At 72.5% G+C, this 15,296-nt stretch carries 17 protein-coding genes and 1 pseudogene; 15 read left to right on the plus strand and 3 right to left on the minus strand.

Annotated features, from left to right (window positions below; translation table 11 throughout):
* Nucleotides 1-102: pseudogene (locus AWC19_RS31575) on the minus strand (hypothetical protein); the annotation flags it as partial.
* A gap of 106 nt (nucleotides 103-208) precedes the next feature.
* Between AWC19_RS31575 and AWC19_RS09570 the strand changes: the two are divergent.
* Both AWC19_RS09570 and AWC19_RS09575 read left to right on the plus strand, forming a co-directional pair.
* Complete coding sequence (locus tag AWC19_RS09570; protein ID WP_085077821.1) at nucleotides 209-1,567, plus strand: replication-associated recombination protein A; 1,359 nt, start codon at nucleotides 209-211, stop codon at nucleotides 1,565-1,567.
* Nucleotides 1,564-1,899, plus strand: coding sequence for a YciI family protein (locus AWC19_RS09575; protein WP_085077822.1), 336 nt, complete (start codon nucleotides 1,564-1,566; stop codon nucleotides 1,897-1,899). The genes AWC19_RS09570 and AWC19_RS09575 overlap by 4 nt, the downstream gene beginning before the upstream one ends.
* A 17-nt stretch (nucleotides 1,900-1,916) precedes the next feature.
* Here the strand turns inward: AWC19_RS09575 and AWC19_RS09580 are convergent, their stop codons facing one another.
* The gene (locus AWC19_RS09580; RefSeq protein WP_085077823.1) at nucleotides 1,917-2,540 is read right to left on the minus strand and encodes a hypothetical protein; all 624 of its coding nucleotides are present in this window, start codon (nucleotides 2,538-2,540) and stop codon (nucleotides 1,917-1,919) included.
* A gap of 170 nt (nucleotides 2,541-2,710) precedes the next feature.
* Between AWC19_RS09580 and AWC19_RS09585 the strand changes: the two genes are divergently transcribed.
* The 10 genes from AWC19_RS09585 to aroQ all read left to right on the plus strand — a co-directional run bounded on the left by AWC19_RS09585 (nucleotide 2,711) and on the right by aroQ (nucleotide 12,287).
* Nucleotides 2,711-3,100 (plus strand): secondary thiamine-phosphate synthase enzyme YjbQ, encoded by a 390-nt coding sequence (locus AWC19_RS09585; RefSeq protein WP_211284891.1) that lies wholly within the window; start codon nucleotides 2,711-2,713, stop codon nucleotides 3,098-3,100.
* A gap of 76 nt (nucleotides 3,101-3,176) precedes the next feature.
* On the plus strand, nucleotides 3,177-5,900 hold the full coding sequence (alaS, locus tag AWC19_RS09590; RefSeq protein ID WP_085077825.1) for an alanine--tRNA ligase: 2,724 nt from the start codon (nucleotides 3,177-3,179) through the stop codon (nucleotides 5,898-5,900).
* The gene (gene ruvX / locus AWC19_RS09595) at nucleotides 5,901-6,422 is read left to right on the plus strand and encodes a Holliday junction resolvase RuvX (RefSeq protein ID WP_085077826.1); all 522 of its coding nucleotides are present in this window, start codon (nucleotides 5,901-5,903) and stop codon (nucleotides 6,420-6,422) included. It abuts the gene before it with no gap.
* Entirely contained in the window at nucleotides 6,415-7,659 is a 1,245-nt protein-coding gene (locus tag AWC19_RS09600) for an endolytic transglycosylase MltG (protein WP_085077827.1), read from the plus strand. The genes ruvX and AWC19_RS09600 overlap by 8 nt, the downstream gene beginning before the upstream one ends.
* Complete coding sequence (locus AWC19_RS09605; RefSeq protein ID WP_085077828.1) at nucleotides 7,637-8,473, plus strand: shikimate dehydrogenase; 837 nt, start codon at nucleotides 7,637-7,639, stop codon at nucleotides 8,471-8,473. The genes AWC19_RS09600 and AWC19_RS09605 overlap by 23 nt, the downstream gene beginning before the upstream one ends.
* 31 nt (nucleotides 8,474-8,504) lie before the next feature.
* Nucleotides 8,505-8,906, plus strand: a complete 402-nt coding sequence (locus AWC19_RS09610) for a prepilin peptidase (RefSeq protein ID WP_085077889.1) — start codon at nucleotides 8,505-8,507, stop codon at nucleotides 8,904-8,906.
* Nucleotides 8,907-9,031: 125 nt separating this feature from the next.
* On the plus strand, nucleotides 9,032-10,237 hold the full coding sequence (aroC, locus tag AWC19_RS09615) for a chorismate synthase (protein ID WP_085077829.1): 1,206 nt from the start codon (nucleotides 9,032-9,034) through the stop codon (nucleotides 10,235-10,237).
* Nucleotides 10,237-10,770, plus strand: coding sequence for a shikimate kinase (locus AWC19_RS09620; RefSeq protein ID WP_085077830.1), 534 nt, complete (start codon nucleotides 10,237-10,239; stop codon nucleotides 10,768-10,770). The genes aroC and AWC19_RS09620 overlap by 1 nt, the downstream gene beginning before the upstream one ends.
* Nucleotides 10,767-11,852 carry a 3-dehydroquinate synthase gene (gene aroB / locus AWC19_RS09625; protein WP_085077831.1) on the plus strand — a complete coding sequence of 362 codons (1,086 nt, stop codon included), beginning with the start codon at nucleotides 10,767-10,769 and terminating at the stop codon, nucleotides 11,850-11,852. Before AWC19_RS09620 ends, aroB begins: the two co-directional genes overlap by 4 nt.
* Complete coding sequence (gene aroQ / locus AWC19_RS09630; protein ID WP_085077832.1) at nucleotides 11,853-12,287, plus strand: type II 3-dehydroquinate dehydratase; 435 nt, start codon at nucleotides 11,853-11,855, stop codon at nucleotides 12,285-12,287.
* On the opposite strand, the gene AWC19_RS09635 is transcribed toward aroQ, so the two are convergent.
* Nucleotides 12,284-12,973 (minus strand): B-4DMT family transporter, encoded by a 690-nt coding sequence (locus AWC19_RS09635; protein WP_085077833.1) that lies wholly within the window; start codon nucleotides 12,971-12,973, stop codon nucleotides 12,284-12,286. The two genes, aroQ and AWC19_RS09635, sit on opposite strands and share 4 nt — an antisense overlap.
* 33 nt (nucleotides 12,974-13,006) lie before the next feature.
* Between AWC19_RS09635 and AWC19_RS09640 the strand changes: the two genes are divergently transcribed.
* The 3 genes from AWC19_RS09640 to nusB all read left to right on the plus strand — a co-directional run bounded on the left by AWC19_RS09640 (nucleotide 13,007) and on the right by nusB (nucleotide 15,283).
* Nucleotides 13,007-14,107 carry a M24 family metallopeptidase gene (locus AWC19_RS09640; protein ID WP_085077834.1) on the plus strand — a complete coding sequence of 367 codons (1,101 nt, stop codon included), beginning with the start codon at nucleotides 13,007-13,009 and terminating at the stop codon, nucleotides 14,105-14,107.
* A 139-nt stretch (nucleotides 14,108-14,246) separates the two neighbouring features.
* Nucleotides 14,247-14,810 carry an elongation factor P gene (gene efp / locus AWC19_RS09645; RefSeq protein WP_085077835.1) on the plus strand — a complete coding sequence of 188 codons (564 nt, stop codon included), beginning with the start codon at nucleotides 14,247-14,249 and terminating at the stop codon, nucleotides 14,808-14,810.
* A complete protein-coding gene (gene nusB, locus AWC19_RS09650; protein WP_085077836.1) occupies nucleotides 14,807-15,283 on the plus strand; it encodes a transcription antitermination factor NusB in 477 nt (158 codons plus the stop codon). Before efp ends, nusB begins: the two co-directional genes overlap by 4 nt.
* The last annotated feature ends 13 nt before the right edge of the window (nucleotides 15,284-15,296 follow it).

Raw genomic sequence — 15,296 nt, forward strand, 5'->3', positions numbered from 1 at the left:
GGGCGGGGCACCGTAGCCGGGCGGCGGCGGGTAGCCCGGTGGATTGTGCTGTCCCCCACGGGGGTCGGCCGGAGTGCCTGGATATTCCGGAGGCTGGCTCATGTCCGTCCTAGCTGTGTGCTTCAAACATGACGAAGGGGACGCACCGATGTAGACAACCTGGAACTTAGCAAAGATGGGTTGGACATGCGCGGATTAATATCGTCGCGTGTCCGACGGTCTGTTCGACCTGCCCGGCGCGGCGCCGGCAACCGGCCGCGACCCGGGTGTCCCGGCCGGCGCGCCGCTGGCCGTGCGGATGCGGCCGGCCTCCCTGGACGAGGTGGTCGGCCAGGACCATTTGCTGGGACCCGGCTCGCCGCTGCGCCGGCTGGTCGAGGGCTCCGGCGTCGCCTCGGTCATCCTGTACGGGCCGCCGGGCAGCGGGAAGACGACCCTGGCCGCGCTGATCTCGCAGGCGACCGGACGCCGGTTCGAGGCGCTGTCGGCGCTGTCGGCCGGCGTCAAGGACGTGCGCGCGGTCATCGACCAGGCGCGGCGGGCGCTGCTTTCCGGCGAGCAGACCGTGCTGTTCATCGACGAGGTGCACCGGTTCTCCAAGACCCAGCAGGACGCCCTGCTCTCGGCGGTGGAGAACCGGGTGGTGCTGCTGGTGGCGGCGACCACCGAGAACCCGTCGTTCTCCGTGGTGGCGCCGCTGCTGTCGCGGTCGATGATTTTGCAGCTGCGCGCGCTGAGCGCCGACGACATCCGTGCGGTGGTGCGCCGGGCCATCGACGACCCCCGCGGCCTGGGCGGGCGGGTCGCGGTGGCGCCCGAGGCCGTCGACCTGCTGGTGCGGCTGGCGGCCGGCGACGCGCGGCGCGCGCTGACCGCGCTGGAGGTGGCTTCCGAAGCGGTAGGGGCAGCGGTGGGGGCGGGCGGTGAGGTCGGCGTCGAGACCATCGAGCAATCGCTGGACGAGGCCGCGGTGCGCTACGACCGCGACGGCGACCAGCACTACGACGTCATCAGCGCGTTCATCAAGTCGGTGCGCGGCTCGGACGTCGACGCCGCGCTGCACTACCTGGCCCGAATGCTGGTCGCCGGGGAGGACCCGCGGTTCGTCGCGCGCCGGCTGATGATCCTGGCCAGCGAGGACATCGGCATGGCCGACCCGACGGCGCTGCAGACGGCCGTCGCCGCCGCCCAGACCGTGGCGCTGATCGGCATGCCCGAGGCCCAGCTGACGCTGGCGCACGCCACCATCCACCTGGCCACCGCGCCCAAGTCGAACGCGGTCACCACCGCGCTGGCGGCGGCGATGGGCGACATCAAGGCGGGCAAGGCCGGGCTGGTGCCGCCGCACCTGCGCGACGGGCACTACTCCGGCGCCGCGGCGCTGGGCAACGCGCAGGGCTACAGGTACTCCCACGACGACCCGGACGGCGTTGTGCCGCAACAGTATCCGCCGGACGAGCTCGTCGGTGTGGACTACTATCGCCCGACCGGCCGCGGCTTCGAACGGGACATGGCGGGCCGGTTGGACCGGCTGCGCGCGATCATCCGCAGGAAGGGGCGCCCGTGAAGACCTTCACCGACGAGGAGATGGGCGCGTTGCTGCCCACCGCCAAGGAATACAGCGTGGTGATCCTCAAGCGCGGCCCCAGGTTCGGCGACGAGTCGTCGCCCGGGATCATCTGGGAGCACGGGCGGCGCAACTTTTCGCTGCGCGACGACGGCGTGCTGGCGGTGGTGCTGCCGGTGACCGACGAATCCGACGTGTGCGGCGTCGGGGTGTTCGCGGCGACCGTCGAGGACACCACAGCGCTGATGGACGGCGACCCCGGGGTGGCGGCGGGGGTGTTCACCTACCAGGTGCACCCGTGCCGCGGCTTCCCCGGGGACGCCTTGCCCTGAGCCGCCCTACGCGGCTCTCAGACCAGCTCGGGCACCCGCAGCCGCGCGATCGCCAGCTCGAACTCGGCCACGTCGATCACCTCGGCGCCCAGGTCCCGCACCCTGCGGCTGCGCAGCTCGGTGGCCTTGTCGCGGTTGCGCGCCATCGCGTCCATGCTGTCGAACGTCGAGCACGACACCGCCCGCCGGCACGCGGGGTGGTCGACCATCAGGCTGGCGCTGCAGAACCCGTCGAGCTCCTCCATCTCCGGCAGCACCGAGTGCCGGTAGAAGTCCAGCGATCGGCTCAGCTGATCCGGCACCACCTTGAGCCAGGAGGCGCGCACGCACGCCCCGTCGCGCGAGCGGTGATCGCGGTGCAGCAACGCGATGTCCCACTCTTCGACCTTGGCGCTGCCGTCGAACATCAACGCCGCGCGGTCCCGGACGGGCGCCACCCGCTCGGCGCTGGCGCGCATCGCCTCGATGGTCTCCCAGGCGCTGGTGGCGATGCATCTGCCGGACTGGCGGTCCACCAACAGCGACAGCCCGACAAACCCGTCCATCTCGGCCAGCGCGGGCATCACGACGTCGCGAACGTGCGCAATGCCGATGTCGACCGACAGAGGTTGCGCCTGGATAGTGGTAGAGCGTGCGTACACGATCCACCCCCTCGTTGTCGGGGCAGCGCCCCGGTGGCGCCACCGGTCCACCCAAATACGTTCCTCCTGCCGATCGGCCCCCGCAATGCCCCCCGGGGGTGTGGCCGGGCTCACAACCGATTGGCCGGTGGCGCTCGCTGCGCCGTAGGCTTGACCGGGTGCATACCGATGTGCTGGAGGTGGATACCGCCCGTCGCCGCGTCGTCGACCTGACCGATGCGGTGCGCCGGTTCTGTTTCAGCTACGGCGACGGTCTGTGCAACGTGTTCGTCCCGCACGCGACGGCCGGTGTCGCGATCATCGAGACCGGCGCCGGCTCCGACGACGACCTGGTCGAGACCCTGGAGCGGCTGTTGCCGCGCGACGACCGCTACCGGCATTCGCACGGCTCCCCGGGGCACGGCGCCGACCACGTGCTGCCGGCGCTCGTGGCGCCGTCGGTCATGGTGCCCGTGGCCAGCGGCGACCCGCAGCTGGGCACCTGGCAAAGCATCGTGCTGGTCGACCTCAACCGGGACAACCCGCGGCGGTCGGTCCGGCTGAGCTTCCTGGAGGGTTAGCGGCGGCGCACTGCACCGGCGAATAGGCTGGCAAGGTACGGCGGGGCTGACGGGCTGACGGGAAGAGCGAACAACAGTGCAGACACACGAGATCAGGAAGCGATTCCTCGATCACTTCGTGAAGGCGGGCCACACCGAGGTGCCGAGCGCCTCGGTGATCCTCGACGACCCCAACCTGCTGTTCGTCAACGCCGGCATGGTTCAGTTCGTGCCGTACTTCTTGGGCCAGCGCACGCCGCCCTACGCCACGGCCACCAGCATCCAAAAGTGCATCCGCACGCCCGACATCGACGAGGTGGGCATCACCACCCGCCACAACACCTTCTTCCAGATGGCCGGCAACTTCTCGTTCGGCGACTACTTCAAGCGCCGGGCCATCGAGCTGGCCTGGTCGCTGCTGACCAACGGCCGCGACGACGGCGGCTACGGCCTGGACCCCGAACGGCTTTGGGCCACGGTCTATTTCGACGACGACGAGGCGTTTGCGCTGTGGCAGGAGGTCGCCGGGCTGCCGGCCGAGCGGATCCAGCGCCGCGGCATGGAGGACAACTACTGGTCGATGGGCATCCCCGGGCCGTGCGGCCCGTCGTCGGAGATCTACTACGACCGCGGCGAGGAGTTCGGCGTGGGCGGCGGCCCGATCGCCAACGAGGACCGCTACATCGAGATCTGGAACCTCGTGTTCATGCAGAACGAGCGCGGCGAGGGCACCGGCAAGGCCGACTTCGAGATCCTCGGGCCGCTGCCGCGCAAGAACATCGACACCGGCATGGGCGTCGAGCGGGTCGCGTTCATCCTGCAGGGCGTGCACAACGTCTACGAGACCGACCTGCTGCGGCCCGTCATCGACCTCGTCGCCACGCGCGCCCCGCGCCCCTATGACGTCGGCAACCACTCCGACGACGTGCGCTACCGCGTCATCGCCGACCACAGCCGCACCGCGGCCATTTTGATCGGCGACGGCGTCAGCCCCGGCAACGACGGGCGCGGGTACGTGCTGCGCCGGCTGCTGCGCCGGGTGATCCGCTCGGCCAAGCTGCTGGGCATCGAGGAGCCCATCGTCGGGGACCTGATGGCCACCGTGCGCGACGCGATGGGCCCGTCGTATCCCGAACTGGTCACCGATTTCGACCGGATCCGGCGGATCGCCGTCGCCGAGGAGACCGCGTTCAACCGCACCCTGTCCTCGGGCTCGAAGCTGTTCGAGGAGGTCGCCGGGGCCACCAGGGCCGCGGGCGCCGAAGTGGTGTCGGGTTCGGACGCCTTCACGCTGCACGACACCTACGGCTTCCCGATCGAGCTCACCCTCGAGATGGCCGCCGAGGCCGGGCTGCAGGTCGACGAGGTCGGCTTCCGGGAGCTGATGGCGCAGCAGCGCCGCCGCGCCAAGGCCGACGCCGCCGCGCGCAAACACGCGCACGCCGACCTGAGCGCCTACCGGGAGCTGGTCGACGCCGGGCCCACCGAGTTCACCGGGTTCGACGAATTGAGCTCCGAGGCAAGGATTCTCGGCATCTTCGTGGACGGCAAGCGGGTCCCGGTGGTCGCGCACGGCCCGCAACCCGACGGGGGCGGGGGCTACCGGGTTGAGCTGGTGCTGGACCGCACCCCGCTGTACGCGGAGTCGGGCGGCCAGATCGCCGACGAGGGCACCATCAGCGGCACCGGCGCCAACGAGAGCGCCCGCGCCGCCGTCACCGACGTGCAGAAGATCGCCAAAACCCTGTGGGTGCACCGGGTCAACGTGGAGTCCGGGGAGTTCGTGGAGGGCGACACCGTCGTCGCCGCGGTGGACCCCCGCTGGCGCCGCGGCGCCACCCAGGGCCACTCGGGCACCCACATGGTGCACGCCGCGCTGCGACAGGTGCTGGGCCCCAACGCCGTTCAGGCGGGCTCGCTGAACCGGCCGGGCTACCTCCGGTTCGACTTCAACTGGCAGGGGCCGCTGACCGAGGAGCAGCGCACCCAGATCGAAGAGGTCACCAACGAGGCCGTGCAGGCCGACTACGAGGTGCACACCTTCACCGAGCGGCTGGACAAGGCCAAGGCCATGGGGGCGATGGCGCTGTTCGGCGAGAGCTATCCCGACGAGGTGCGCGTCGTCGAGATCGGCGGCCCGTTCTCGCTGGAGCTGTGCGGCGGCACGCACGTGCACAACTCAGCGCAGATCGGGCCGGTGACGATCCTGGGCGAATCCTCGATCGGCTCCGGCGTGCGCCGGGTCGAGGCCTACGTCGGGCTGGAGTCGTTCCGGCACCTGGCCAAGGAGCGCGCCCTGATGGCGGGGCTGGCGTCGTCGCTGAAGGTGCCCTCCGAGGAGGTGCCCGCCCGGGTGGCCAACCTGGTCGAGCGCCTCAAGGCCGCCGAGAAGGAACTCGAACGCGCCCGGCTGGCGAGCGCGAGGGCCGCCGCGGCCAACGCCGCCGCCGGCGCCGAGCGGATCGGTAACGTGCGTGTGGTGGCGCAGCGCATGTCCGGCGGGATGACGGCGGGCGACCTGCGCTCCCTGGTCGGCGACATCCGCGGCAAGCTGGGCGCCGACCCCGCGGTGGTGGCGCTGATCTCGGACAACTCGGGGGGCGACGGCGGCGCCGTGCCGTACGCTATCGCCGCCAACGCCGCCGCGCAGGACCTGGGCCTGCGCGCCAACGACCTGGTCAAGCAGCTCGCCGTGGCCGTCGACGGCCGCGGCGGCGGCAAGGCCGACCTGGCGCAGGGCTCGGGCAAGGATCCGGCCGGCATCGACACGGCACTCGAGGCGCTGCGCTCCGAGATCGCCGCGAGAGCGCGGGTCGGCTGAGTGGTCTTGGCACAGCACCGCCTCCCCGACCGGCCCGGCGATCCCGATCAGGACACGCCGGGGCGCGGGCGCCGACGCGGAAGAAGCCTGGGTATAGACGTCGGCAGCGTGCGCATCGGCGTGGCCGTCAGCGACCCCGACGGCATCCTGGCCACCCCGGTGGAGACGGTGCGCCGGGACCGGTCCGGCAAGCACCTGCGCCGGCTGGCCGCGCTGGCCGCCGAGCTGGAGGCGGTCGAGGTGGTGGTCGGCCTGCCCCGGACGCTGGCCGACCGCACCGGCCCGTCGGCCCGGGACGCGATCGAGGTGGCCGGGGCTTTGGCCGCCCGGATCGCCCCGGTCCCGGTGCGGCTCGCCGACGAGCGGCTGACCACCGTGAGCGCCCAGCGGTCGCTGCGCGCGGCGGGCGTCAAGGCCAAAGACCAGCGGTCGGTGATCGACCAGGCGGCCGCGGTCGCGATCCTGCAGAGCTGGCTCGACCAGCGGCGCGCGTCGCCGACCGGGGGGGTCGCCGATGGTTGACAGCGCGAGGGGCCAGCGGGCCGAGCCCGAGGCCGTCGGGCCGCCCCGGCGCCGGACGAGCCGGGTCGCCCGCAACCGGGTGGAACAACGCAAGCGGCGCAAGCGCCTCGCCCGCCGGATCGTGCTCGCGCTGCTCGTCGTGATCGTGGTCGTCGTCGTGTTCGTCGGCACCAGGCTGTGGCACACGGTGTTCGGCTCGGGCGACGACTACACCGGCGGCGGCAAGCGCGACGTCGTGATCCAGATCCAGGCCGGCGACTCCACCACGATGGTCGGGGAGACGCTGCACAACCAGGGCGTGGTCGCCACGGTGCGGGCGTTCGTCAACGCCGCGCACGGCAACTCCGCGATCAACTCGATCCAGCCGGGCTTCTACCGGATGCGCACCGAGATCCCGGCCGCCAACGCCGTGGCGCGGCTGACCGACCCGAGCAGCCGGGTGGGCCGCCTGGTGATCCCGGAGGGCCGCCAGCTCGACGACACCACCGACATGAAGACCAACGTCCGCAACCCGGGCATCCTGACGCTGATCTCCAGGGCCACCTGCGTGGACCTCGACGGCAACCGGCGCTGCGTCTCGGTCGACGACCTGCGCGCGGCGGCCTCCAGCGTGACCCCGCAGGCGCTGGCGGTGCCGCCGTGGGCCGTCGAGCCGGTCACCGAGCTGGGCAAGGACCACCGCCGGATCGAGGGCCTGATCGCGCCGGGGACGTTCAACGTCGATCCCTCGGCGTCGGCCGAAAGCATCCTGGCCAGCCTGATCGGCGCGGGCGCCGTCGAGTACACGAAGTCGGGCCTGCTGGACTCGGCGCAGGCGATGGGGCTGTCGCCCTACGACATCCTGGTGGTGGCGTCGCTGGTGCAGCAGGAATCCAACACGCAGGACTTCGCCAAGGTGGCGCAGGTCATCTACAACCGCCTGCACGCCCACCACACGCTGGAATTCGACTCGACGGTCAACTACCCGCTGGACCGCCGCGAGGTCGCCACCACCGACGCCGACCGCGCCCAGAAGACGCCGTGGAACACCTACGTCTCCCAGGGGCTGCCGGCCACCGCGATCTGTTCGCCCGGCGTCGACGCGCTGCGCGCGGCCGAGCACCCCGAGCCGGGCGACTGGCTGTACTTCGTCACCATCGACGGCCAGGGCACGACGCTGTTCACCAAGGATTATCAGCAGCATTTGGCCAACATCGAGCTGGCTAAGCGCAACGGTGTCCTCGACAGCACGCGCTGAACAGGGGGCCCGGAAAGCCGCCGTCCTCGGCTCGCCGGTCGCCCATTCGCGTTCCCCGCAGCTGCACCTTGCCGCCTACCGCGCGCTGGGCCTGCGCGGCTGGACCTACGAGCGCATCGAGTGCGGCGCCGCGGAGCTGCCCGGCGTGGTCGGCGGCTTCGGCCCCGAGTGGGTCGGGGTGTCGGTGACCGCGCCCGGCAAGTTCGCCGCCCTGCGCTTCGCCGACGAGCGCACCGAGCGCGCCGAGCTGGTCGGCTCGGCCAACACCCTGGTGCGCACGCCGGGCGGGTGGCGGGCCGACAACACCGACGTCGACGGGGTCGCCGGCGCCGTGGGGCCGATGATCGGCGCCTCGGGATGGGCGCTGGTCTGTGGATCGGGCGGCACCGCCCCGGCGGCCGTCGCCGGGCTGGCCCGGCTCGGGGTCGGCGGCGTCACGGTGGTGGCGCGCGACGCGGCGAAGGCGGCCCGGCTGATCGAGCTGGGCGAGCGGGTCGGGGTGGCGACGCGGTTCTGCGACCTGGACGCCGGCGGGCTGGCCGACGAGGTGGCGGCCGCCGAGGTGCTGGTCAACACGATCCCGGCCGACGTGGCGGCGCGGTACGCGGGCGCGTTCGCCGCGATCCCGGTGCTGCTGGACGCCGTCTACGACCCCTGGCCCACGCCGCTGGCCGCCGCGGTGGCCGCCGCGGGCGGCCGGGTGATCAGCGGCCTGCAGATGCTGCTGCACCAGGCGTTCGCGCAGGTGGAGCAGTTCACCGGGATGCCCGCGCCGCGAGCGGCGATGGAGGCGGCGCTGGCGGCGCTGGATTAACGTCCCTCGGGTGCGGGTGACGGCGGCGGCGATGGTGGCCGCCTGGTTGGTGGCGTGCAGCTGCTGCGACATCCGGCGGCGCCGGCTGCCCAACCTGCTGACGCTGCCCGGGGCCGGCGTGATCCTGCTGGTCGCCGCGTGCGCCGGGCGCGGCGCGCCGGCGTCGGCCGGGGCCGCGGCATTGACCGGGCTGTATCTGCTGGTGCATCTGATCGCGCCGGCCGGGATGGGCGCCGGCGACGTGAAGCTGGCGATCGGCCTGGGCGCGCTGGCCGGCTGTTTCGGCGCCGCGGCGTGGTTCGCCGCGGCCCTGGCCGCGCCGCTGCTGACGGCGCTGTGGGGTGCGGCCGCGGCGGTGCGGGGCGTCGCCGCGGTGCCCCACGGGCCGTCGATGTGCCTGGCCACCGCGGTCGCGGTGGCGCTGCTCGGGTGAGCGCGTCGAGCGCGCCCGGCTTCGGCACGGTTCGACGGCACGGTCGAAGCCATGGTCGAATCGCAAACGCCCCCGCCAGCCGCACCGTGGCGAGGCCAGGCCGGACATCGTGGGAGAATAGCCGGGTGTTGCGCTGGATCACCGCCGGGGAATCGCACGGCCGCGCGTTGGTGGCCGTGCTCGAAGGCATGGTCGCCGGCGTGCAGGTCACCTCCGCCGAGATCGCCGACCAGCTGGCCCGCCGCCGGCTGGGCTACGGGCGGGGCGCGCGGATGAAGTTCGAGCGCGACGAGGTGACCGTGCTGTCCGGGGTCCGGCACGGCGTCACCCTGGGCGGGCCCATCGCCATCGAGATCGGCAACACCGAGTGGCCGAAGTGGGAGACCGTGATGGCCACCGACCCGGTCGACGCGACGGAGCTAAAGGATTCGGCGCGCAACGCCCCGCTCACCCGCCCGCGGCCCGGCCACGCCGACTACGCCGGCATGCTCAAGTACGGCTTCGACGACGCCCGCCCGGTGCTGGAGCGCGCCAGCGCCCGGGAGACCGCCGCCCGCGTCGCGGCCGGCACCGTCGCGCGGTCGTTCCTGCGGCAGGCGCTCGGCGTCGAGGTGCTGTCCCACGTCGTCGCGATCGGCCCGTCGGCGCCCTACGACGGGCCGCCGCCGGGGCCGGCGGACCTACCGGCGATCGACGACAGCCCGGTGCGGGCCTTCGACAAGGCGGCCGAGCAGGCCATGATCGCCGAGATCGAGGCGGCCAAGAAGGACGGCGACACCCTCGGCGGCGTGGTCGAGGTGGTGGCGCTGGGCCTGCCGGTCGGGCTGGGGTCGTTCACCAGCGGCGACAACCGGCTGGACAGCCAGCTGGCCGCCGCCGTGATGGGCATCCAGGCCATCAAGGGCGTCGAGATCGGCGACGGCTTCGAAACGGCGCGCCGCCGCGGGAGCCGCGCGCACGACGAGATGTACCCCGGCCCCGACGGTGTGGTCCGCTCGACCAACCGCGCCGGCGGCCTGGAAGGCGGCATGACCAACGGCCAGCCGCTGCGGGTCCGGGCCGCGATGAAGCCGATCTCGACCGTGCCGCGGGCCCTGGCCACCGTCGACATGGCCACCGGCGACGGAGCCGTCGCGATCCACCAGCGCTCCGACGTGTGCGCGGTGCCGGCCGCCGGGGTCGTCGTCGAGACCATGGTGGCGCTCGTGCTGGCCCGCGCGGCGCTGGAGAAGTTCGGCGGCGATTCGCTGGCCGAGACCCGCCGCAACATCGAGGCCTACCGGCGCGCGGTCGCCGACCGGGAAGCGCCGGCGGCCCGGGGTACCGCGTGATGGCCCCCAAAGCGGTTCTCGTGGGGCTGCCGGGCTCGGGCAAGTCCACCATCGGCCGCCGGCTGGCCAGGGCGCTCGGCGTCGGCCTGCTCGACACCGACGCCGCCATCGAGCAGCAGACCGGCCGCAGCATCGCCGAGATCTTCGCCACCGACGGGGAGCGCGAATTCCGCCGCCTCGAGGAGCAGGCCGTGCGCGCGGCGCTGGCCGACCACGACGGGGTGGTGTCGCTGGGCGGCGGCGCCGTCACCACCCCCGGGGTGCGCGAGGCGCTGGCCGGGCACACCGTCGTCTACCTCGAGATCGGCGCCCGGGAAGGCGTGCGGCGCACCGGCGGCAACACCGTGCGGCCGCTGCTGGCCGGCCCCGACCGCGCCGAGAAGTACAAAGCCCTGATGGCCCAGCGGGTCCCGCTGTACCGGCGCGTCGCCACCATCCGGGTCGACACCAACCGCCGCAACCCCGGCGCGGTGGTGCGCTACATCCTGTCGCGGCTGCAGGCACCCCAGAGCGTCCCGGCGGCCGGCCGATGACCGACGGCGCCGGGCCGGTCACCGTGCCGGTGGCCGTCGACCCGCCCTACCCCGTGATCATCGGCGCCGGCGTGCTCACCGAACTGGACGGCCTGCTGGCCGGCCGGCACCGCGTGGCGATCCTGCACCAGCCGGTGCTGGCCGAGACCGCCGAGGTGATCCGGAACGGCTTGGCGGACAAGGGGATCGACGCGCACCGCATCGAGATCCCCGACGCCGAGGCCGGCAAGGACCTGCCGGTTGTGGGATTCATCTGGGAGGTCCTCGGCCGCATCGGGCTGGGCCGCAAGGACGCGCTGGTCAGCCTCGGCGGCGGGGCGGCCACCGACGTCGCCGGCTTCGCGGCGGCCACCTGGCTGCGCGGCGTCGACATCGTGCACGTGCCCACGTCGCTGCTGGGCATGGTCGACGCGGCCGTCGGCGGCAAGACCGGCATCAACACCGAGGCGGGCAAGAACCTGGTCGGCGCGTTCCACCAGCCGCTGGCCGTGCTGGCCGACCTTCAGACGCTGAAAACGTTGCCGCCCAACGAACTCGTGGCCGGGATGGCCGAGGTGGTCAAGGCGGGATTCATCGCCGACCCGGTGATTTTGGACCTCATCGAGGCCGACCCGCGGGCCGCGCTGGACCCGGCCGGTGACGTGCTGCCCGAGCTGATCCGGCGCGCCGTCGCCGTCAAGGCCGAGGTTGTCGCCGCCGACGAGAGGGAGTCGGAGCTGCGCGAAATCCTCAACTACGGCCACACCTTGGGGCACGCGATCGAGCGCCGCGAGCGCTACCGGTGGCGCCACGGCGCCGCCGTGTCGGTGGGGCTGGTGTTCGCCGCCGAGCTGGCCCGGCTGGCCGGCCGGCTCGACGACGCCACCGCCGCGCGCCACCGCAGCATCCTGACCTCGCTCGGCCTGCCGGTCAGCTACGACGCCGACGCGTTGCCGCAATTGCTGGAATACATGGCCGGGGACAAGAAGAGCCGCGCCGGGGTGCTTCGGTTCGTGGTCCTCGACGGGCTGGCCAAGCCGGGCCGGCTGACCGGGCCCGACCCGTCGCTGCTGGCCGCGGCCTACGCGGGGCTGGAGGCCTGAATGACCGCCACGGTGCACGTCGTCAACGGCCCCAACCTGGGCCGGCTGGGCCTGCGCGAACCCGACGTCTACGGTCACACCACCCACGATCAGCTGGCCGCCCTGATCGAGCGGGAAGCCAGCGCCCTCGGACTCAAAGCCGTTGTGCGGCAAAGCGATAGCGAAGCGCAGCTGCTGGACTGGATCCACGCCGCGGCCGACGCCGGGGAACCGGTGATCCTCAACGCCGGCGGCCTCACCCACACCTCGGTCGCGCTGCGCGACGCCTGCGCCGAGCTGAGCGCCCCGCTGATCGAGGTGCACATCTCCAATGTGCATGCGCGTGAGGAGTTTCGGCGGCACTCCTACATCAGCCCGGTCGCGACGGGGGTGATCGTCGGGCTCGGGATCCAGGGCTACGTGCTGGCCCTGCGGTATCTGGCGTTGGAGGGCTAACCCTGCTCCGGCCCCGGCTTGCCGTGCCGGGCGTCGGTGTCGGTGCGGATCACCTCGGTCTTGGCGTCGTCGCCGCGCGTCGGGATCGTCTCGGTGGGCGCGTCGGCGCCCCGATCGGCGACCGCGACCGCCGACGGGCGTTCCTCGGTGCGCGCCTCGGGCGACGCCTGCGTCGGTATCTCGCCGGTCGGCGCGTCGTCGCCGCGGACGGCGGAGAAGACGTCGGTGTCGGCGCGCTCCTCGTCGTCGCCGGCCCGCCGCGGCGGGGGATTGCGGTCGATGCGCCAGCGGCCGAAGGCCACGCCGATCACCGCCGGCACGAAGACGATCAGCGCGGTGAACGCCGCGAACGTGGTCAGCTCGTTGAGCAGGCCGCCGGTGTAGATGTCCTTGTAGACCAGCGCGAGCAGCCACGCGACCGCGCCGCTGAGGATCCCCGCCAGCAGCCCGGCCAGCAGCCAGGTCATCGCCAGGTCCTCCCGGCGGTCCGGGTCGGGCTGGGCCTTGGCGTCCGCCCGGCCGTCCAGCACCCCCCACACGACGACGCCGGCGATGAACAACAGCAGCAGCACGATGCTGATCAGCCCGGCCTGGGTCTGCCACGCGTTGATCAGTGCTCCCTGAAACACTCGGACGACGACCATGGCGGCCGCATACACCAGTCCGCGCAGCATCCAGTTCCTCATGAGGCAAAAGCGTAGCGAGTACCGTCAAGGGTCGTGACACATTCCCAGCGTCGAGACAGGCTGAAAGCGCAGATCGGGGCCAGCGGATTGGACGCGATGCTGGTCACGGACCTGGTCAACGTCCGCTATCTGTCCGGATTCACCGGGTCCAACGGCGCGTTGCTGGTATTCGCCGACGACCGCGGCGCCGTGCTGGCCACCGACGGCCGCTACCGCACCCAGGCGGCCGACCAGGCGCCCGACCTCGAGATCGCCATCGAGCGGGCGGTCGGGCGTCACCTGGCGGGCCGGGCCGCCGACGAGGGCGTGGGAAAGCTGGGCTTCGAGAGCAACGTCGTCACCGTCGACGGCTTCGACGCCCTGACCAGCGAACTCGGCGAGCGAAACGCGGCCACCGAGCTGGTGCGGGCCGCCGGAACCGTGGAGGCGCTGCGCGAGGTGAAGGACGCCGGCGAGCTGGCGCTGCTGCGCCTGGCCTGCGAGGCCGCCGACGCCGCGCTGACCGAGCTGGTGTCCCGCGGCGGGCTGCGGCCCGGGCGCACCGAGCGCGAGGTCAGCCGCGAGCTGGAAGCGTTGATGCTCGACCACGGCGCCGACGCGATCTCGTTCGAGACGATCGTGGCCGCCGGGCCGAACTCGGCGATCCCGCACCACCGCCCGACCGACGCGGTGCTGGCCGACGGCGACTTCGTCAAGATCGACTTCGGCGCGCTGGTCGCCGGCTACCACTCCGACATGACCCGCACGTTCATCCTGGGCAGGGCCGCCGACTGGCAGCTGGAGATCTACCAGCTGGTCGCCGACGCGCAGCGGGCCGGGCGCGAGGCGCTGAAGCCCGGCGCCGGGCTGCGCGACGTCGACGCCGCCGCGCGCCAGCTGATCGCCGACGCCGGCTACGGCGAGAACTTCGGCCACGGGTTGGGGCACGGTGTGGGCCTTCAGATCCACGAGGCGCCGGGGATCGGGGCCACGTCCACGGGGACGCTGCTTGCCGGCTCCGTGGTGACCGTCGAGCCCGGCGTCTACCTGCCCGGCCGCGGCGGTGTCCGCATCGAGGACACGTTGGCCGTCGCCGAGGGGCATGCCCCGGAACTGCTGACCCGGTTCCCGAAGGACCTGGCCGTTTTGACCTAGGCGGGCGGCTCCCGTTGGTCCCGCCCTCCAGCCGGTCCCGGTCGATGTGGCCACGGGTAAGCTCGCTCGGGTAGTTAGCCGACGACGGGCCGAGCCCCGTTTTAAATCACAGGCCATCCCTGTAGGAGATACACCGACCGTGGCATCGACCGCCGACTTCAAGAACGGACTGGTGCTGGTGATCGACGGCCAGCTGTGGCAGATCGTCGAGTTCCAGCACGTCAAACCCGGCAAGGGGCCGGCCTTCGTGCGCACCAAGCTCAAGAACGTCGTCTCCGGCAAGGTCGTTGACAAGACCTACAACGCGGGCGTCAAGGTCGAGACCGCGACCGTCGACCGCCGCGACGCCACGTACCTGTATCACGACGGCTCGGACTACGTGTTCATGGACAGCGAGGACTTCGAGCAGCACCCGCTGCCCGAATCGCTGGTCGGCGACGCGTCCCGGTTCCTGCTGGAGGGCCTGCCGGTGCAGATCGCGTTCCACAACGGGTCGCCGCTGTACATCGAGCTGCCGGTGTCGGTCGAAATGGAGGTCACCCACACCGAGCCCGGCCTGCAGGGCGACCGGTCCAGCGCCGGCACCAAACCCGCCACGGTGGAGACCGGCGCGGAAATCCAGGTGCCGCTGTTCATCAACACCGGCGACAAGCTCAAGGTCGATACCCGCGACGGCAGCTACCTGGGGCGCGTCAACGCGTGAGCCGGCCCGCGCGGCCCGTTAAAGGACGCCACCAGGCCCGCAAGCGGGCCGTCGACCTGCTGTTCGAGGCCGAGGCGCGGGGCCTGAGCCCGGCCGAGGTGGTCGACGTCCGCACCGCCCTGGCCGGCTCCAACCCGGACGTGGCGGCGCTGCACCCCTACACCGTCGCGGCGGCGCGGGGCGTCGGCGAGCACGCCGCCCACATCGACGACCTGCTCAGCTCGCACCTGCAGGGCTGGACGCTGGACCGCCTTCCCGCGGTGGACCGGGCGATCCTGCGGGTCGCGGTGTGGGAGCTGCTGTACGCCGAGGACGTGCCCGAGCCGGTCGCCGTCGACGAGGCCGTGCGGCTGGCCAAGGAGCTGTCCACCGACGACTCGCCCGGCTTCGTCAACGGCGTGCTGGGCCAGGTCATGCTGGTGACGCCGCAGATCCGGGCCGCCGCGCGCGCCGTCAGGGGCACCGAGGGGTGACCCGGCCGGATCG

Source organism: Mycobacterium palustre (genome assembly GCF_002101785.1).
Lineage (GTDB): Bacteria > Actinomycetota > Actinomycetes > Mycobacteriales > Mycobacteriaceae > Mycobacterium > Mycobacterium palustre.